Below are 18855 nucleotides of genomic sequence, written 5' to 3'. Positions count from 1 at the left end.
GCCCTTTGGGGCGCGTTTTGCTGTCGATTCTGGATAAAGGGGTGGGCATGGATGGCTTGCGCGCGGTAACAAAGACGTTCTGGGTCGGCGGGATATGGATACTGGGCCTGCTGGTCACGCCAGTGCTGTTTTCCGTTCTGGACAAGGTGACGGCCGGCATGGTGGCCGGCAAACTGTTTAGTCATCTCGCCTGGGTGGGCTTGGTGTGCGGCGTTTTTTTGCTGGCCGACTATGTGTGGCGTATCGGTGCGCGTGGCGTGAAAGCGGGCACGTTCTGGCTGCTGTTCGGCATGCTCTTGTGCACCGTGATCAACCATTTTGCTGTGTCGCCAATTATTGCCGACTTGAAACTTTCGGTGAATCAGGCAGCCGAAGGGTTGTTTGGTGGCGGTTTTGCTACTTGGCATGCCATTTCAAGCCTGATCTATCTGGTACAAAGCCTGCTGGCACTGGTCTATGTGCTCAGGCGCGATAGCTAGGCCGATGTACCGGCCATAGAAAAAGCGGTGGCAAGTCACCGCTTTTTTCTTTAGCCTTGAGCCAGAGCAATAATCAAGGCATGGCCTTGAGCGCTTTTTTGCTCTTGGGCAAGACAATGCGCTGTTTATCCGACGGGCGCCACAGAACCAGCAACTTGCCGATATGTTGTACCGGTGCAGCATCCAGGTCATTGCAGATCTGTTCGTACAGTGCAACGCGCGCATTGCGGTCATCGCCCTGTACCCGGATCTTGATCAGTTCGTGGGCGTCCAGACTGATAGCGATTTCGCGCATGACCGACTCGGTCAGCCCGCTGTTGCCTATCATGACAACAGGAGAAATTTGGTGCGCCAGACCCTTAAGGTAGGTGCGCTCGAAGGTGGAAAGTTCGATTTTCATGGTAGTGCTTCCGAAGCAAAACGGGATTCTACTAAAAACTTCCACTTTTTGCCCGAACAATACGCTGAAAATGGCAGATAAACAGTCACTTGGCCGTTTCAGATCGCTTTTTACCGTGACCGCCGCTTGTAATGACAGGTTTGAAAAATGAAGAGAAGTACGAGTAGTAACCAATGGCTGTCCGAACATGTCAATGATCACTGGGTACACCAGGCCAAGCAGGATGGCTATCGCGCCCGTGCAGCCTACAAGCTGATCGAGATAAACGACAAGGACAAACTGATCCGCCCCGGCACGGTACTGGCCGATCTGGGTTCAGCACCGGGTAGCTGGTCGCAGGTGGCCTCCCGTATCGTCGGCGACAAGGGCAAGGTGTTCGCGCTGGATATCCTGCCTATGGATGCCATTGCCGACGTATCATTCATTCAGGGTGATTTTCGGGAAGACGAGGTTCTGGATCAATTCATTGACTTGCTGGATGGGCGTGCATTGGATCTTGTAATTTCGGATATGGCCCCCAATATCTCCGGCATGAGCGTCATGGATCAGGCCAGAAGCTTCCATCTGTGTGAGCTGGCCTTGGAGTTTGCCCGCGAACAATTGCGGCCTGGCGGTAATTTTCTGGTCAAAGTGTTTCAGGGCAGCGAATTCCAGCCCTATCTCAAGGCGATGCGGGAAGTTTTCAGTGAAGTGGTATCGCGCAAGCCCAAGGCATCGCGTGACAGATCTACCGAAATTTACCTTTTAGGTAAAGGCCGGCGCTGACATCGGCGTCTGGTCAGATTACAATCAAAACAGCTATTCAGGCATAACCGTCAGGGCACAAAGGAGTCGGCTCGCGTGAACAACATAGGCAAGAATATCGCCATCTGGGTCATCATCGGTTTGGTGCTGATGACTGTGTTCAACCAGTTCAATAAGCGTCAGGAAACCCAGAACCAGATCGAGTATTCGCAGTTCGTCAGCGATGTCGAGTCGGGCAAGGTGCAGTCACTGACGATAGAAGGCGATCCGCTGCGCGGACAATGGCTCAAGGGCAAGCGTACCGACGGTACCGCCTTCAGCACGTTTGCGCCGTTTGACTATCGCCTGGTCGATGATCTGGTCAAAAACAATGTGCGCTTCGGTGCCAAGCCGGAAGAGCAGCCATCGATGCTGATGAGCATCTTTGTCAGCTGGTTCCCTATGTTGTTGCTGATCGGTGTGTGGATCTTCTTTATGCGCCAGATGCAGGGCGGCGGCGGCAAGGGTGGAGCCTTTTCGTTCGGCAAGAGCAAGGCGCGCATGCTGGATCAGGAAACCAATACCATCACTTTTGTGGACGTGGCCGGTTGCGACGAAGCCAAGGAAGAAGTGAAAGAGGTTGTCGATTACCTGAAGGATCCGACTCGCTATCAGAGCCTGGGTGGCCGCATTCCTCGCGGCATCCTGCTGGCGGGCTCGCCGGGTACCGGTAAGACCCTGCTGGCCAAGGCCATTGCCGGTGAAGCCAAAGTGCCGTTTTTCAGCATTTCCGGCTCCGACTTTGTCGAGATGTTTGTCGGCGTGGGTGCGGCGCGTGTGCGCGACATGTTCGAGCAGGCCAAGAAAAACTCGCCATGCATCATTTTTATCGATGAAATCGATGCCGTCGGTCGCCAGCGTGGCGCGGGTGTCGGTGGCGGCAATGACGAACGCGAACAGACGCTGAACCAGTTGCTGGTCGAGATGGACGGCTTTGAAACCAACTCCACCGTGATTGTGGTCGCCGCGACCAACCGTCCGGACGTGCTTGACCCTGCGCTATTGCGTCCGGGCCGTTTCGACCGTCAGGTGGTGGTGCCTTTGCCGGATATTCGTGGCCGCGAGCAGATCCTGAGCGTGCATATGCGCAAAGTGCCGATCGCTGCCGATGTGAATGCTGAAGTGATTGCACGTGGTACACCGGGTTTCTCCGGTGCCGACCTTGCCAACCTGATCAATGAAGCCGCTCTGTTTGCCGCACGCCGCAACAAGCGTCTGGTGGATATGGAAGACCTCGAGTCGGCCAAGGACAAAATCATGATGGGTGCAGAGCGCCGCTCCATGGTGATGACCGAGGAAGAGAAGAAGAACACTGCTTACCACGAGTCGGGTCATGCGGTGGTGGCCAAGTTGCTGCCCAAGTCCGATCCGGTGCACAAGGTCACCATCATCCCGCGCGGTCGTGCGCTGGGCGTGACCATGCAGCTGCCGGAACAGGATCGCTTCTCCTATGATCGCGGTTATCTGATGGACAGGATCGCCATCCTGTTTGGCGGCCGCATCGCGGAAGAACTGTTCATGAACCAGATGACGACCGGTGCTTCCAACGACTTCGAGCGTGCCACGCAAATGGCGCGTGATATGGTGACGCGCTACGGTATGTCGGATCGCCTGGGTCCTATGGTCTACGGCGAAAACGAGGGTGAAGTCTTCCTCGGCCGTTCGGTGACCACGCACAAGAATATGTCGGAAGAGACCATGCGCCAGGTGGATGCCGAGATTCGCCGTATCATTGACGAGCAGTACGCGTTGGCGCGCAAGCTGCTGGAAGACAACCGCGACAAGGTCGAGGCGATGACGGCTGCGCTCTTGGAGTGGGAAACTATCGATGCCAACCAGATCAACGACATCATGGATGGCAAGACGCCGCGTCCACCCAAGCCCGGCTCCAGCTTTACGCCTAAGCCGGATGACAAGCCCAGTGATCCGACACCTGCACCTAGCGTGATGCCGGCACAGGGGCTGTAAGGTACGCTTGTCCCGTTCTGGTCAAGGCGGCAGTGAAAACTGCCGCCTTTTCTTATTTGAGTCTTCCGCTTGAGCATTTTATGACTACTTTCCAGTGCGGGCGTTTTGCCCTGGATCTTTCCCATCCCTTGATCATGGGCATCCTGAATGTCACGCCGGACTCGTTTTCCGATGGCGGCCGCTTTGATAGGTGCGATGCCGCCTTGCTGCATGCCCGGCAACTGGTGGCCGAAGGTGCCGGCATTCTCGATATTGGTGGCGAATCGACCCGACCCGGCGCACCTTATGTGTCGCCCGAAGACGAGTGGGCGAGGGTAGCCCCTGTGCTGGAGGCCGTGCGCGAACTGGGCGTGCCCATCTCGCTCGACACCCGGCGCGCCGCTGTGATGCGGGCGGCGCTGAATGCGGGTCTGGTTGACCTGATCAACGATGTCTCTGCGCTGGAAGACGAAGGTGCGCTGCCCCTGGTCGCCAAGGCACAGGTGGGCATTTGCCTGATGCACAAGCAGGGCAATCCCGGCACCATGCAGCAAAAGCCCGAATACGAAGATGTGGTAGCCGAAGTGGGATCGTACCTGGCCGGGCGTGTGGCACTGTGTTTGCAGGCAGGCGTGGCACGCGGGCGCATTCTGGTCGATCCGGGTTTCGGTTTTGGCAAGACGCTGGCGCACAACCTGTCCTTGCTGGCTAATCTGGCGGAAATCGAGCGGCGTGCCGGTGTGCCTTTATTGGTCGGCCTGTCGCGCAAATCCATGTTAGGCGCCATCACCGGCGAAGCAGAGCCTGCCCTGCGCCTGGGGGCTAGTGTGGCGGCCGCGATGGAGGCTGCGCGGCGTGGCGCCAAAATCATCCGCGTACACGATGTGAAGGCCACACATCAGGCTTTGCAGTTATGGGCGGTGCTGGAGAGCATGACGTCATCAGCCGTGTCGTGAGAAAATAAACCATCATTTATCCAGCCGGGCTGATGCCGGCTTAGCAAGCGAAGGGCAAGAGAATGAGCCGCAAATATTTTGGGACGGATGGCGTACGCGGGGAAGTCGGCAAGGCGCCGATTACGCCCGAATTTGTGATGAAGCTGGGCTATGCTGCCGGTCGTGTTTTGGTGAACCATGATGGTAGTCATCGTCCTTCGGTGCTGATAGGCAAGGACACGCGCATCTCGGGCTATATGCTGGAAGCTGCGCTGCAGGCCGGCTTTACCGCCGCAGGCGTCAATGTGCTGTTGACTGGCCCTTTGCCGACACCGGGTATCGCCTATCTCACCCGCGCTCTGCGTCTGGAAGCCGGGGTGGTGATTTCGGCTTCGCATAATCCCTTCCAGGATAACGGGATCAAGTTCTTTGCCGAGGGCGGCAATAAGCTGGATGATGCGCTTGAGCTGGAAATCGAGGCCATGCTGGATCAGCCGCTGGAGACCAAGCCTTCGCGCGAATTGGGGCGTGCACGCCGTATCGATGGTGCCGCCGAGCGTTATATCGAGTTTTGCAAGAGCAGCTTTCCCAACGAGCTGGACCTCAAGGGAATGAAGCTGGTCGTAGATTGCGCCCATGGCGCGACCTATCACATTGCACCGAATGTCTTCCATGAGCTGGGGGCCGAAGTCATCACGCTGGGCTGTGATCCGGACGGGATGAACATCAATGACAAGGTCGGTGCCACTTATCCCAAAACCTTGCAGGCTGCGGTGCTGCAGCATGAGGCCGATTATGGCGTGGCGCTGGATGGCGACGGCGACCGCCTGATCATGGTTGACCGCCATGGCCAGGTGTATGACGGCGACCAGCTGATCTATGTGATTGCCCGGGCGCGTGCCGCACGTGGTGAACTGAAGGGTGGCGTCGTCGGCACCGTGATGACCAATATGGGCATGGAGCTGGCACTAAAAGAGCGCGGTATCGAGTTTGCCCGTGCCAAGGTCGGTGACCGCTATGTGCTGGAGCTGCTGCACGCCAATGGCTGGCAGCTGGGCGGCGAGGCTTCCGGCCATGTTCTGTGTCTGGACAAACATACAACCGGCGACGGCATTATTTCCTGTCTGCAAGTGTTTGCCAGCCTGACGCAGCTGGATAAGGATCTGTTGGATATTTGCCGCGACTGGCAGCCTTTCCCGCAAAAAATGATCAATGTGCGCTTGCAAGGTCAGGACTGGCAGCAGGCTTCGGCCGTAGCACTGGCCGAAGCCGAGACCGAACTGTCCGGTCGTGGGCGTGTGGTCTTGCGCCCGTCCGGTACCGAGCCTGTAGTCAGGGTGATGGTTGAGGCGGATGAGCTGGGTCTGGCAGAACGTTGCGCCAAACGGATTGCCGAGGCGATAGAAGCGGCGGCTTGAGAGCGACGGCTTCACATAAAAAATCCCGCGACATTATCGCGGGATTTTTTATGGCTGCTACCTGAGGGTTCAGGCTGGCAGATAGTGGCGCGGTACGCGGGTCGAGATCGCGCACATCAGCTCATACCCCAGCGTGCCTGCCGCACGGGCGATGGTTTCTATCGGCAGGCCCTGGCCCCACAATGTCACGTGGCTGCCTATGCCCGCCTCGGGCAGGGCGCTCAAATCGACGACCAGCATATCCATGGACACGCGGCCGACCGTGCCGGAGAGCTTGCCGTCGACCAGTACCGGCGTGCCGCTGGGCACTACGCGCGGATAGCCGTCGGCATAGCCGCAGGCCACGATACCGATGCGCATGGGGCGTTCGGCCTGGAATGTCGCGCCATAGCCAACGATTTCGCCGGGCTGAATGTGCTGCACGGCAATGATGTCGGCCGAGAGCGTCATGCCGGGCTTGAGTCCCAGTTCTGGCCCGTTGACGTCGTCAAACGGCGAGCAGCCATAAAGCGTGATGCCAGGACGGACGGCATCGCCGTGCGTGTGCGCATGGCGGAAGGTTGCGGCCGAGTTGGCTGCGCTGATGGCCAGGCCTGACGCACGGGCGAGCGGCTCAAACTTTTCCCATTGCCCGGCCACGCCACGTGCATCGTCTGCTGTGGCGAAGTGGGTCATGATGGTGCTGAGTTTGACTGCAGGATGGGCACGCAGCCTGTCCATGGCGGCTGGTGCGGCCTCCGGCTGGAAACCCAGACGGTTCATGCCGCTATTCACTTTTAGCCAGGCCTCGAATGGCAGATCGGACTGCAGTTGTTCCAGCCAGGCGATCTGGTGCGGGCTATGTACGGCGCCGGCTATGCGGTTTTCCGCCATGCGTACCGTGTCTTCCAGATCGAAAGCGCCCTCCAGCAGCGTCATTGGCTGCTGGATGCCGGCGCGGCGCAGGCGCAATGCGTCCTCAAGGTTTAACAGGGCAAAGCCGTCAGCGATGTCGGCGAGAGCTTGCGCGACCTCGAGTGCACCATGGCCATAGGCGTCAGCCTTGATGACGGCGTAGGCGCGTGCGCCAGGTGCTTGTTGTCTGGAGTGCTGATAGTTGTGGCGGATCGCTGCGAGATCGATCTCTAGCCGGATCGGGCGTGTCATGTCGGTTTTTCATCGGAGGAGGTGTGATATTATAAGCCGCTGTTTATGGATGGGGGCAAGGTGGCTGTGCACCCCATTTATGCTTCCGGCTAACGGCATGAGCGCACTTTACTGACATGGACATCCTTCAGGTCTTACTCGATCTATTTGCATCGTACGGCTATCTGGCCGTTTTTCTGGTGCTGCTATTGTGCGGTTTCGGCCTGCCTATCCCCGAGGATGTGACGCTGGTCGCAGGCGGCATCATTTCCGGTCTTGGTTACACCGATGTGCATACTATGTTTGCCGTCGGTATGGCCGGGGTGCTGATCGGAGATGGCATCATGTTCACCATAGGGCGGGTGTTCGGCGACCGCGTGCTGCAATTCCGGCCTATTGCCCGTATCCTGACCAAGGAACGCTTTGAGGCAGTGCAGGAGAAGTTTTCCAAATACGGCAACTGGGTGCTGTTTGTCGCGCGCTTTTTGCCGGGCTTGCGCTCTCCCATCTTTCTGACTGCCGGCATGACCCGGCGTATTCCGTATTGGCGCTTCCTGCTGCTGGATGGTTTTGCCGCGTTGATTTCGGTGCCGGTGTGGGTTTATCTGGGGCACTTTGGCGCTTCCAATATCGATCAGCTGATGGTATGGGTGCATCGTGGCCAATACGGCATTCTGGCTGTTCTGGCGGTGCTTGGCCTGGTGCTTGGTGGTCTCTGGTATTGGCGCAAGCGTAAAGCCTGAGCCGTTTTTTAAAATGTAAAAAAGCCATCACGATTGCGTGATGGCTTTTTGTTTGTCCGGCCAGGCGTATCAGCCTACAGATAGCAGTTCTACGTCAAACACCAAGGTCGCATTGGGCGGAATGACACCACCGGCACCGCGTGCGCCATAGCCAAGTTCGGCAGGGATGGTCAGCTTGCGCTGGCCGCCAACCTTCATGCCCTGTACGCCCAGATCCCAGCCCTTGATCACGTGGCCTGCGCCCAGCGGGAAGGAGAAAGGCTGGTAGCGGTCGCGGCTGGAGTCGAATTTGCTGCCATCGGTCAGGTAGCCGCTGTAGTGCACGGTCACATCCTGGCCGGCAACGGCTTCCGCACCTTCACCCAGTACCACGTCTTCAATGATCAGTTCCTGGCTCATGATCTTTCCTTCCTCTTGCATCGCTCAAAAACCGGATTTTACACACAAGCTTGAGCGCTTGTGGGAAGGGGGAAAGAAAAATGCCGACAGTCTGAGTTTCCTTGCATATAACGAAGCTAGACGCTTCACCCACGCCTTGAAAAAGGGGACTCATGATGGACATCACCCACCTGCCGTCGCGCGATCATCCGGTCGTGCACCATGTATCGCCTGCCGATACTTTCAACTGGCTCAAACTCGGCTGGCGCGATCTGAAAAAAGCGCCGGCCGATGCCGTATTTTACGGTGCCGTTTTTGTCATCATGGGCTATCTGCTGGTGTTCTATTTCAAGGATGCCCCCGAAGTCGTGATTACGCTGGCGGCGCTGTTTTTGCTGGCCGGGCCGTTTCTGGCGATCGGCCTTTATGATATTGCCCGCCAATTGGAGATCTTCAAGGGAACGCGTGTCAATCTGGTGCACAGCATGCTGGCCTGGCGTGCCAATATTCCCAGCTTTACCCTGTATGCCGCCTTGCTGGCGGTACTGGTGTTTGGCTGGTTTCGCGTGTCGCTATTGATGTTCGCGTTGTTTTACGATACCTCGGCACCTACGCTGGCGCTACTGGTTTCGGAGGCGTGGTCTCCCGAACATCTGGCCTTCCTGATTGCCTATTTTGGTGCAGGGCTGATCTTCGCCGTTGTCGTGTTTTCCGTCAGCGTCATTGCCATCCCGATGATGCTGGACAAGGAAATCGACACCATCTCCGCCATGGCGATCAGTGTACAAGCCGTGCATAAGAACCTGATGACGATGGTGTGCTGGGCCGCTATTATCGTGCTTCTGACTGCGATAGGCTTTGCCACCTACTTCGTCGGCCTGATGGTATTGATTCCGCTGATCGGCCTGTCTACCTGGCATGCCTATCGCTCTATCATTACCTATGAGCGCTGAATGATTCCTCACATTGTTTTTCTTGACCGGGACAGCCTGCCTGTCCCGGTGCCTAAGCCCGATTTCCCGCATACCTGGCAAGAATTTCCTTCCTGTTCTCCTTCCGAGTTGCAGTCTGCCGCCTCTGGCGCCGATATCGTGATCAGTAACAAGGTTCCCTTTGATGCGGCGACACTGCTGTCTTTGCCCCGGCTCAAGATGATTGCCGTGGCGGCGACCGGGGTCAACCATATCGATCTTGCGGCCTGCCAGGCGCAAGGGGTGGCGGTCGCCAATATCCGCCACTATGGTGATGACGCGGTGGCCGAGCACGCCTTTATGCTGATGCTGGCTCTGCGGCGCAATCTGCCGGCCTATCAGCGTGATGTGGCGGCCGGCTTGTGGGAAAAGTCTGCCAGTTTTTGCCTGTTCGGCTCGCCTGTCCGCGATGTGGCCGGCGCACGGCTGGGATTGTTCGGCCATGGCGGTATCGGGCAGGCAATGGCCATGCGCGCCCGTGCTTTCGGCATGGAGGTGGTCTTCGCCGAGCGTCGTGGTGCGGCTACCGTGCGTGAAGGCTATACCGATTTCGATACGGTGCTGACGACATCGGATGTCTTGTCGCTGCATTGCCCTTTGACGGATGACACGCGCGGCATGCTGGGCGAGGCCGAGCTGATGCGGGTCAAACCGGGCGCCATTTTGATCAATACCGCGCGTGGCGGCCTGGTGGATGAGGCCTCGGTGGTGGCTGCACTCAAGTATGGCCAATTGGGCGGGGCGGGTTTTGATGTGTTAAGCGAGGAACCCGGACGCAGCGATAATCCGCTGCTGCGTGCACGCTTGCCCAACCTGATTGTGACGCCGCATATAGGCTGGGCCAGTCACGAGGCGATGAGCCGTCTGGCTAGCCAGCTGGTTGCCAATATGGCTTCGTTTGTGGCAGGGGAGAGGCAGAACCGGGTGGTTTGATTGATTTGCCGCAGCCCTGAGAAAGGGCCGCATGTCTGATTTGGGCGCTAGGGCTTGATCTCGTTGGGGTTTAGCCGTGGCGCTTCTTCTTCGCCCATGCCCAGCTTGCCGCGCACGCAGCTGATGTAGCGGTTGACATCGGGGCCGCCGCCATAGCGCTGGGCATGCCAGACCATTTCGCCCAGGCATTCCATCATGTCATGCTGGGCACGGTGTTCGTCGCCATGGCGCAGGGCAAGCTGGGCATAGAGTGCGCGGATGCCGAAGGGCTGGTCTATCGTACGCTGTTCTTCTATCGCCATATGCAGGCCCAGATGCATGAAAGGATTGCTTTCCCCCATTTCGGGGGTCCATTCCTGCTCCAGATAGTCTTGCGGATTGTCTACGATGTGATGGTATTCGGGATGGGCCAGCAAGGTGGCGAGGGCGATTTTCTCCAGATCGGAGAGCGCAAGGGCGGTTTTATGCTTGGCCCAGGTCTCGAAAAAAAAGCGGCGGGCGTCCTGACGGCTAGGGTTGAACATGATGTGGTCCACAGTGGTAGACAGAAAATTATACGTGAAGGAGTAAGCGCCATGCATAGCTTGAAAGACTTCTCTGCGCGACTGATTGATGGGCGTGAGCTTTGTCTGTCCGATCTGGCCGGCAAGGTAGTATTGGTGGTCAATACCGCCAGCGAGTGCGGCTATACCCGCCAATATGAAGGGCTGGAAGAGCTCTATCGCCATTTTGCTGAACAGGGCTTGGTGGTGCTGGGCTTTCCCTGCAATCAGTTCGGTGCTCAGGAGCCGGATGCCGAGGCGGTGATCGCGGCATTTTGCCAGAGCCGCTATGGCGTCAGCTTTCCGCTGTTTGCCAAGATCGATGTCAACGGGCCGGATGCCCATCCTTTGTGGCGCTGGCTCACCCAGGCCGATACTTCGCACCCGCATCCGGTGAAATGGAATTTCACCAAGTTCCTGTTGGACAGGCAGGGCAGGGTGGTGATGCGTTTCGAGCCGGCGGTGGCGCCGCACGAGTTGTTGCCGGATATCGAGGCTTTGCTGGCGGCGCGCCCTTTATCGGCTAGCTGATCCGGTTTGCGAAAAAAAGGCTGCACCTTATCCGGAGCAGCCTTTTATTCCATGCCTGATCGTCTGCGTGTTTAGCTTGTGGCTTTACGTCGGAAGATTACATCCCACACGCCATGCCCCAGACGGATGCCGCGCGCTTCGAACTTGGTCAGCGGGCGGTAGTCGGGGCGCGGTGCGTAGGCTTCCGCCGTGTTTTCCAGTTCGTGCTCCGCGCTGAATACTTCCATGATCTGGAGTGCGTAGTCTTCCCAGTCGGTGGCCGCGTGCAGATAGCCGCCCGGCTTGAGCTTTTTAACCAGCTTGGCAATCAGCGGGCTCTGAATCAGGCGGCGCTTGTTATGGCGCTTTTTGTGCCATGGATCGGGGAAGAAAATGTGGATGCCGTCAAGACTGGCATCGGCCAGCATATGGTCTATCACTTCGACTGCATCGTGGCGGATGATGCGCAGGTTGGTGAGATTCTGCTCATCGATCAGCTTGAGCAGATTGCCCACGCCGGGCGAGTGTACTTCCACCGCCAGGTAGTCTTTGTCAGGGTTGCCGGCAGCGATCTCTGCCGTGGCAGTGCCCATGCCGAAACCGATTTCGAGAATTTTCGGGGCGCTGCGGCCGAATGCTTGGTCCAGATCGAGAATGGCGTTCTGGTAGTCGATGCCCCACTTGGGCATGCCTTCGTCCATGGCGCGTTGTTGCGCTTGGGTCAAATGCCCCTGACGCAGGACAAAGCTGCGGATGTGTCGCTGGTAAGCCGGATTTTCCATGATTCTCAGAGCCAAAAACTGCGAAAAAACGCGATGTTACCGAAAGCGGCCGGGGATGGCGAGGCCGGCTTGCCTGTTGCTGGCCTGATCCTGCGCCACGCGGTAGTGTGCGATCCAGTGCTGGACATCCGGCCACTGTAAGGTAACCCCCAGTTCACGCAGGATGCGCTGGTTGTGCAGACGGCGTGACTCGGCCAGAAAAGACCACATTACAGGCGAAACGTGCTGCCTGACTTCGGTGCGTGGCAAACGCGGCACGCGGGCCAAGCCATGCGCATCGGCTACCAGGTCAAACCAGTCCCCCATGCGTGTCGGCTGCTTATCACAGGCATTGTAGACGCGTATCCCGTGCGGGCGCTTTAATGCGGCTACACACAGCATGGCCAGATCATCTGCATGAATGTGGTTGCTCCAGCTATCCTGTTCGCGGGTGATGGCGGGCGTAGCATTGATAATGCGCGCCAGCGGCAGGCGCTCTGCCGCGTAAATACCCGGTGCGCGCAAGATGGTAAGGCTGGCACCTTGGCTGGTAGCAAAGCAGCGTAACTGTTGCTCGGCATCCAGCCGCCGCCGGCTGCGATCAGAGCCTGGTGCCGGGGGGCGGGTTTCGTCCAGCCAATCGCCACCTGCATCTCCGTAAACGCCGCTGGTGCTGATATAGACCAGGTGCTGTGTTATGCTTTTGGTCTGATTTAGTACGGATAAAAAGCGGCGCATGCGCTGATCGGTATGCCCCTCGCTGGCTGGTGGTGCGCAATAAAGTACCTTGTCCGCCAGCGCGGCAAGCCGTGTCAGCGAGTCGCGGTCATCCAGATCCGCCATCACTGGCGTGATCCCCAAGTTGTGTGCCGCATCGACACCCTCCTGGCTTCTGACCATGGCCAGTATGCGCCAGTGTTTGGGGAGGGTAAGGCTTGCGCGGCGGGCGATGTCGCCAAAGCCGATGATAAGCAGGGTTTGCATAGCGCATATTGTAGCTGGATTGAAGTCGAGGAAAGAAATGACAAATCGGGTCAAGGTGATGTCGTCCGGACATACCTTTAATGTTGAAGCACATGAAACCATACTCGAAGGCGCTTTGCGCGAGGGCGTGGCTCTGCCTTACGGCTGCCGCGATGGTGCTTGTGGTGCCTGCAAGGGTAAGGTCGTCTCTGGCGAAGTAGAGCAGGGCGGCTATCAGGATAAGGCTTTGCCTGCGAGCGAACGCGAGCAGGGGATGGCGCTGTTTTGTTGTGCCCGCCCTAAGGGCGATATCAGTATCGAGGTGCGCGAGGTGGTCGGGGCAGGGGATGTCCAGATCAAGACGCTGCCTTGTCGCGTGGACAGCATAGAAAAAATCCACGATGTGGCCGTGTTGAAGTTGAAGCTGCCAGCCGCCGAGCGCCTGCAGTTCAAGGCCGGCCAGTATATCGATATCCTGATGAAGGACGGCAAGAAGCGCAGCTTCTCTATTGCCAATGCGCCGCACGACGACGCCTTTATCGAACTGCATGTGCGCCATCAGGTTGGCGGCAGTTTTTCCGACTATGTATTCAATCAGATGAAGGAGCGTGAAATCATGCGCTTCAAGGGGCCGCTGGGTTCTTTCTTTCTGCGCGAAGACTCGGACAAACCTATCATCTTACTTGCCAGCGGTACCGGCTTTGCCCCGATCAAGGGTATGGTCGAGCATGCCTTGCATCACGGCAGTCTGCGCCCGATGGTGTTTTACTGGGGGGCGCGTACGTTGGCCGATCTGTATATGGCCGAGCTTGCCGGTTCCTGGCAGACCCGCCACCCCAACTTCACCTTTATACCGGTTTTATCCGAGGCTTTGGCCAGCGATAACTGGCAGGGGAGGACGGGCCTGGTGCATCAGGCCGTGCTGGACGATTTTGCCAATCTCTCGGGCTACCAGGTCTACGCCTGTGGTGCACCGGTGATGGTCGAGGCTGCGCATACCGGCTTTACCCATATGCGCAGCTTGCCAGAGGACGCATTTTTCTCCGATGCGTTTTTCCTGTCCAAGGATAGTGCCAAGTCTTAGTAATTACGTCAGCTGTATTTACCTATTTATGATGCCATGTGCCCTAATGACGGGACATGGCATTTTTTATGTGCCAACTAAGCCGTGATGTTGGCGATATGGGGTGCAGGTGATTGCATGGTTCTGTTTAAGCAAGCTGATGCTTGTTTTATGAATTCATTGCCTCGGCATGTGTGGGTGCTGTGCGGTTTGGCTGCGTAGCATGGCATGCTGTCACGATCGGCAGTGAGTGGGGCTAATAAATTCCTATTTTTTGCGAGTGTATGGATTGAATTTTCGATATTTTTATTACATTTATGCGACGTTATTTTGTGTTTTTTTGTTGAATTTTATGTTGTGACGTCAATTTTTTTATCACTATCGTGCTTGTCTTGTATGCATGTGTGCCTGGTAGCCATGTTTTCCGTACGCATATAGATGCGCTTGAGGTAATGGTTTTGGGTTGTGTAGATGGCTGATTATTAATGGGAATTTATCTTTTGTTGTGGCATTTGTATGTGGAGCTAGTTTGTTTTTTTAAATGAATGCGGTGATTAAAATTTAGTCGTCTACACGGAAAAAAATGTGATTTTGGCGGGGAATGATCTAGGTCAAACAAACGGTTTGTCCGGTCTGGACGCTTCGATCAGGACGGCGTTATGATGTGAGGCATCAGAATTTAATAATATAACAACAGTTTTAGTTTCTTTACTATTTAACAAAATCACGGAGAACAAACATGTCTGCGGAAACTGAAAGCAGCACACCCAAGCTCAAGCTTGGTGCTCTGACTGCCCTGGTTGTAGGTTCCATGATTGGTGGCGGTATTTTCTCGCTGCCACAGAATATGGCTTCCGGCGCGGGTGCCGGTGCCATCATTATTGGTTGGGCAATTACTTTTGTCGGCATGCTGGCGCTGGCTTTTGCATTCCAGCAACTGGCTAACCGCAAGCCTGAAGTGACCGGTGGTGTGTACGGCTATGCCCGCGCCGCTTTTGGTGACTATGTAGGCTTCAACTCGGCCTGGGGCTACTGGATCTCGGCCTGGATCGGTAACGTTGCCTACTTCGTGGTGATGTTCTCCGCGCTGTCTTTCTGGTTCCCTGCTTTCGGTGAAGGCAATACCGGCCTGGCAATTGTTTGCGCTTCCGCTTTGCTGTGGGCTCTGCACTTCCTGGTGCTGCGTGGCGTGCATGGTGCGGCGATGATCAACACCATCACCACCATCGCCAAGCTGGTTCCGCTGGCACTGTTTATCGCTATCGTGCTGTTCTCGTTCAAGATTGACACTTTCAATCTGGACTTCTGGGGTTCTGCCGATCTGGGTTCCATCGTTGACCAGGTCAAGAGCACCATGCTGGTAACCGTCTGGGTGTTCATCGGTATCGAAGGCGCATCGATGTTCTCCGGCCGTGCACAGAATATGTCCGATGTGGGCAAGGCAACCGTGATCGGCTTCCTGCTGACCATCGCACTCTTGATCGCCGTATCGGTACTGTCGCTGGGCGTGCTGACTCAGCCTGAACTGGCTGCACTGAAGAACCCGTCTACCGCTTATGTGCTGGAAGCCGCTATCGGTACCATGGGCGCCAACATCATGAACGCCGGTCTGGTGATCTCGGTAGGTGGTGCGTTGCTGGCCTGGACCCTGCTGTCCGGTGAAACCCCGTACCTGGCTGCCCAGGACGGCATGATGCCTAAGGTATTCGGCAAGACCAATGCCAACGGTTCGCCTGCTGCATCGCTGTGGCTGACCAATAGCATGATCCAGCTGTTCCTGATCATCACCTACTTCAACGGTTCCGTGTACCTGAGCCTGGTTTACCTGGCCACGTCCATGATCCTGCTGCCTTACCTGTTCTGCGCCATCTACTCGCTGATGGTTGCCCAGCGCGGTGAAGGCTACAAGGCTGGCGAATCTGCCGCCAAGGATCTGGTTGTTGCAGTGATCGCTTCGGTCTACGGCGTATGGCTGCTGTACGCAGCTGGCCTGCAGTACCTGCTGCTGTCCATGGTTCTGTATGCACCGGGTCTGCTGTTCTATGTATGGGCTCGCAAAGAGCAGGGACAGAAGCCTTTCAATGGTGGCGAAACCATCTTGGCTGCACTGATCGTGGTACTGGGCATCTACGCCGCTTACGGTCTGTCTGTCGGCACCCTGTCGCTGTAACAAGATTTTTCTGAGGTGGCTGCTTTGCAGCAGTCACCGCTAGTAAACCGTTTTACCTATGTGACCCTCGGGTGGGGGTTGCAACAAACCTACTGATTGCTCTTAAGGAGTTCAAGATGTCGAAGTTTGGTGTTCATTCCGAGTGCGGTAAGCTGCACAGTGTTATGGTTTGCCGTCCAGGTCTCGCGCACAAGCGCCTGACGCCGGACAACTGCCACGGCTTGCTGTTTGATGATGTAATCTGGGTTGAGCGTGCTCAAAAAGACCACGACTACATGGTTGAGCAAATGCGCGCCCGCAACATCCACGTACTCGAAGCGCACGAAGCGCTGGGTACCGTGCTGGATGACAAGGCTGCCCGTAGCTGGATTCTGGACCGCAAGGTTAAGGCTGACAACGTCGGTATCGGCATGCTGGGCGATCTGCGCAGCTGGCTGGATGAAATGCCATCGGCTCAACTGGCTGACCACCTGATTGGCGGTATCGCCAAGCTGGATCTGCCATTCGATCCTAAAGGCCTGTTTGGCGGCTACCTGGACAGCTCCGATTTCGTCCTGCCTCCGATCCCGAACAGCCTGTTCCAGCGCGACCCATCTTGCTGGATCTATGAAGGCGTGACGCTGAACCCAATGTACTGGCCAGCACGTCGTCAGGAAACCCTGATTCTGCAATCGATCTATCAGTTCCACCCATACTTCGCCGGCAAGGTAAATGTATGGTGGGGTGACAGCGACAAAGACCACGGCCCAGCTACGCTGGAAGGTGGCGACGTAATGCCAATCGGTAACGGCGTTGTCCTGATCGGTATGGGCGAGCGCACCAGCCCGCAAGCTGTTGTTCAGACTGCCAAGGCTGTGCTGGGCAAAGAAGGTGGCGCTACACGCGTTATCGCTTGCCAGATGCCTAAGTCGCGCGCTGCGATGCACCTGGATACCGTATTCTCCTTCCTCGATATCGACCTGCTGTCGTCCTTCCCGGACGTTGTGGACGAAATCATTTGCACCAGCATCTACGCTGGCGACAAAGAAGGTGAAGTCCGCTTCGAACGTCACGATGGCGTACATCTGGTTGACGTGGTTAAAGAAGCGCTGGGTCTGAAAGACATCCAGGTTATCACCACCGGTGGTGATGCATTCCAGCGTGAACGTGAGCAGTGGGATGATGGTAATAACGTCGTTGCCCTGGATCGCCGTGTCGTTGTTGCTTACGACCGTAACACCTACACCAACAAGCTGATGCGTGACGCTGGCGTGGAAGTGATCGAGATCCCAGCATCCGAACTCGGCCGTGGCCGTGGTGGTGGTCACTGCATGACCTGCCCAATCATCCGTGACGAAGTTAAAATCTAATCGGCTGATCGCTTAAGCAAGTAGCAGGCTGATCGGTTTTCGATCGGCCTGCCGAGTAAGTATTTCAGTTTAGCCGTTAAATATAATAAAACGGTTATCTGCTAAATAATTGATAAGGGAATCATCATGGCTTTCAACCTGAAGAACCGTAATTACCTGCGTCTGCTGGACTTTACTCCACGCGAAATCCGTTACCTGCTGGACCTGTCCCGTGACCTGAAGCGTGCCAAGTACGCCGGTAACGAAGAGCAGCGTCTGGTTGGCAAAAACATCGCGCTGATTTTTGAAAAAGCATCGACCCGTACCCGTTGCGCGTTTGAAGTGGCTGCTTACGACCAGGGCGCACACGTGACCTACCTCGGGCCGTCCGGCTCGCAGATCGGCTACAAAGAGTCGATGAAAGACACCGCCCGTGTACTGGGTCGCATGTACGATGCGATTGAATACCGTGGTTTCAAGCAGGACGTGGTTCAGGAACTGGCCGACAACGCCGGTGTACCGGTTTACAACGGTCTGACCGACGAATGGCACCCAACCCAGATGCTGGCTGACGTGCTGACCATGATCGAAAACAGCGAAAAGCCGCTGTCCCAGATCTCTTACGCTTACGTTGGTGATGCACGCAACAACATGGGTAACTCCCTGATGGTTGTTGGTTGCAAACTGGGTATGGAAGTTCGCATCGGTGGTCCTAAGGATCTGTGGCCAGAAGAGTCCCTGGTTGAAGAGTGCAAGAAAATTGCCGCTCAAACCGGCGCGCGTCTGGTGCTGACCGATGATCCTAAGGCTGCGGTTGAAGGCGTTGACTTCATCCACACCGACGTTTGGGTTTCCATGGGCGAGCCAAAAGAAGTTTGGGCCGAGCGTATTGCCCTGCTGTCCCCATTCCAGGTGAACGCCGAACTGATGGCTGCTGCCAAGAACCCGGCTGTTAAGTTCCTGCATTGCCTGCCAGCTTTCCACAACAGCGAAACTGTTGTAGGCGCTGAAGTGGCTGCTGTGTACCCACAGTTCGCCAACGGTATCGAAGTGACCGAAGATGTGTTCGAAAGCCACGCTAACGTAGCCTTCGAGCAGGCGGAAAACCGCATGCACACCATCAAGGCCATCATGGTTTCGACCCTGGGCAACCAGTAAGCTTGAAGCCTGATATCCGGCTTGTGCCGGATACTTGAGCCGGCGCGACATGGTCGCGCCGTGAAATGGCCGGCAGCACCTTGCAGGTGTGGTCGGCCATTGTTCCTTGTGAAGCGGTTAACGCCGCTCTTGCTGATAATTCCGCTGCATTGCCCGTCGGGCTGTGTGGCTAAAGGATAGAAAATGCGCGTAGTAGTAGCTCTGGGCGGTAACGCCCTGCAAAAGCGTGGCGAAGCCATGACCGCCGA

The 18855-nt window shown here is 56.7% G+C and carries 19 protein-coding genes; 13 read left to right on the top strand and 6 right to left on the bottom strand.

Going from position 1 to position 18855, the window contains the following annotated elements; genetic code table 11:
- The first annotated feature begins 17 nt into the window (after positions 1–17).
- Positions 18–479 (top strand): DUF4149 domain-containing protein, encoded by a 462-nt coding sequence (locus GQF02_RS11350; protein WP_235930165.1) that lies wholly within the window; start codon positions 18–20, stop codon positions 477–479.
- Positions 480–552: 73 nt separating this feature from the next.
- On the opposite strand, the gene GQF02_RS11345 is transcribed toward GQF02_RS11350, so the two are convergent.
- Positions 553–879 (bottom strand): YhbY family RNA-binding protein, encoded by a 327-nt coding sequence (locus GQF02_RS11345; RefSeq protein WP_160797250.1) that lies wholly within the window; start codon positions 877–879, stop codon positions 553–555.
- 147 nt (positions 880–1026) lie between these two features.
- Here GQF02_RS11345 and GQF02_RS11340 point away from each other — a divergent pair, with 147 nt between their 5' ends.
- The 4 genes from GQF02_RS11340 (at position 1027) to glmM (ending at position 5962) form a co-directional block, all read left to right on the top strand.
- Entirely contained in the window at positions 1027–1644 is a 618-nt protein-coding gene (locus GQF02_RS11340; RefSeq protein WP_124735163.1) for an RlmE family RNA methyltransferase, read from the top strand.
- Positions 1645–1719: 75 nt separating this feature from the next.
- Entirely contained in the window at positions 1720–3630 is a 1911-nt protein-coding gene (gene ftsH, locus GQF02_RS11335; protein WP_124735162.1) for an ATP-dependent zinc metalloprotease FtsH, read from the top strand.
- 80 nt (positions 3631–3710) lie between these two features.
- Positions 3711–4565, top strand: coding sequence for a dihydropteroate synthase (gene folP / locus GQF02_RS11330; RefSeq protein WP_160797248.1), 855 nt, complete (start codon positions 3711–3713; stop codon positions 4563–4565).
- A gap of 62 nt (positions 4566–4627) precedes the next feature.
- On the top strand, positions 4628–5962 hold the full coding sequence (glmM, locus tag GQF02_RS11325) for a phosphoglucosamine mutase (RefSeq protein WP_160797246.1): 1335 nt from the start codon (positions 4628–4630) through the stop codon (positions 5960–5962).
- Between the two features lie 69 nt (positions 5963–6031).
- On the opposite strand, the gene alr is transcribed toward glmM, so the two are convergent.
- Positions 6032–7108 (bottom strand): alanine racemase, encoded by a 1077-nt coding sequence (gene alr, locus GQF02_RS11320; RefSeq protein WP_160797244.1) that lies wholly within the window; start codon positions 7106–7108, stop codon positions 6032–6034.
- A gap of 116 nt (positions 7109–7224) precedes the next feature.
- On the opposite strand from alr, the gene GQF02_RS11315 reads away from it, so the two are divergent.
- Positions 7225–7830, top strand: a complete 606-nt coding sequence (locus tag GQF02_RS11315) for a DedA family protein (protein ID WP_124735158.1) — start codon at positions 7225–7227, stop codon at positions 7828–7830.
- A 69-nt stretch (positions 7831–7899) separates the two neighbouring features.
- On the opposite strand, the gene GQF02_RS11310 is transcribed toward GQF02_RS11315, so the two are convergent.
- Positions 7900–8229: an FKBP-type peptidyl-prolyl cis-trans isomerase gene (locus GQF02_RS11310; protein ID WP_124735157.1), complete on the bottom strand. Its 330-nt coding sequence runs from the start codon at positions 8227–8229 to the stop codon at positions 7900–7902.
- A gap of 155 nt (positions 8230–8384) precedes the next feature.
- Between GQF02_RS11310 and GQF02_RS11305 the strand changes: the two genes are divergently transcribed.
- Both GQF02_RS11305 and GQF02_RS11300 read left to right on the top strand, forming a co-directional pair.
- On the top strand, positions 8385–9161 hold the full coding sequence (locus GQF02_RS11305) for a DUF2189 domain-containing protein (RefSeq protein WP_160797405.1): 777 nt from the start codon (positions 8385–8387) through the stop codon (positions 9159–9161).
- Positions 9162–10112 (top strand): D-2-hydroxyacid dehydrogenase, encoded by a 951-nt coding sequence (locus GQF02_RS11300; protein WP_160797242.1) that lies wholly within the window; start codon positions 9162–9164, stop codon positions 10110–10112.
- A gap of 47 nt (positions 10113–10159) precedes the next feature.
- Here GQF02_RS11300 and GQF02_RS11295 read toward each other — a convergent pair whose 3' ends face one another.
- Entirely contained in the window at positions 10160–10636 is a 477-nt protein-coding gene (locus GQF02_RS11295) for a DUF1841 family protein (RefSeq protein ID WP_124735155.1), read from the bottom strand.
- A 51-nt stretch (positions 10637–10687) separates the two neighbouring features.
- Between GQF02_RS11295 and GQF02_RS11290 the strand changes: the two genes are divergently transcribed.
- Positions 10688–11185, top strand: a complete 498-nt coding sequence (locus tag GQF02_RS11290; RefSeq protein ID WP_124735154.1) for a glutathione peroxidase — start codon at positions 10688–10690, stop codon at positions 11183–11185.
- A gap of 71 nt (positions 11186–11256) precedes the next feature.
- Here GQF02_RS11290 and trmB read toward each other — a convergent pair whose 3' ends face one another.
- Both trmB and GQF02_RS11280 read right to left on the bottom strand, forming a co-directional pair.
- Complete coding sequence (trmB, locus tag GQF02_RS11285) at positions 11257–11946, bottom strand: tRNA (guanosine(46)-N7)-methyltransferase TrmB (RefSeq protein ID WP_124735153.1); 690 nt, start codon at positions 11944–11946, stop codon at positions 11257–11259.
- Positions 11947–11982: 36 nt separating this feature from the next.
- Positions 11983–12909 (bottom strand): SDR family oxidoreductase, encoded by a 927-nt coding sequence (locus GQF02_RS11280; RefSeq protein ID WP_160797240.1) that lies wholly within the window; start codon positions 12907–12909, stop codon positions 11983–11985.
- A 37-nt stretch (positions 12910–12946) separates the two neighbouring features.
- On the opposite strand from GQF02_RS11280, the gene GQF02_RS11275 reads away from it, so the two are divergent.
- From GQF02_RS11275 to GQF02_RS11260, 4 genes are all read left to right on the top strand, one after another.
- Positions 12947–13972 carry a CDP-6-deoxy-delta-3,4-glucoseen reductase gene (locus GQF02_RS11275; RefSeq protein WP_160797238.1) on the top strand — a complete coding sequence of 342 codons (1026 nt, stop codon included), beginning with the start codon at positions 12947–12949 and terminating at the stop codon, positions 13970–13972.
- Positions 13973–14690: 718 nt separating this feature from the next.
- Positions 14691–16121: an arginine-ornithine antiporter gene (gene arcD / locus GQF02_RS11270; RefSeq protein WP_124735150.1), complete on the top strand. Its 1431-nt coding sequence runs from the start codon at positions 14691–14693 to the stop codon at positions 16119–16121.
- 116 nt (positions 16122–16237) lie between these two features.
- A complete protein-coding gene (locus GQF02_RS11265; RefSeq protein WP_124735149.1) occupies positions 16238–17470 on the top strand; it encodes an arginine deiminase in 1233 nt (410 codons plus the stop codon).
- A 126-nt stretch (positions 17471–17596) separates the two neighbouring features.
- A complete protein-coding gene (locus GQF02_RS11260; protein WP_124735148.1) occupies positions 17597–18607 on the top strand; it encodes an ornithine carbamoyltransferase in 1011 nt (336 codons plus the stop codon).
- Positions 18608–18855 lie beyond the last annotated feature (248 nt).

Origin of the sequence: Craterilacuibacter sinensis (assembly GCF_009831765.1) — a bacterium.
Classification (GTDB): domain Bacteria; phylum Pseudomonadota; class Gammaproteobacteria; order Burkholderiales; family Chromobacteriaceae; genus Craterilacuibacter; species Craterilacuibacter sinensis.
Note: the sequence above shows the minus strand (reverse complement) of the source record. Positions and strands in the feature narration are given on the sequence as shown.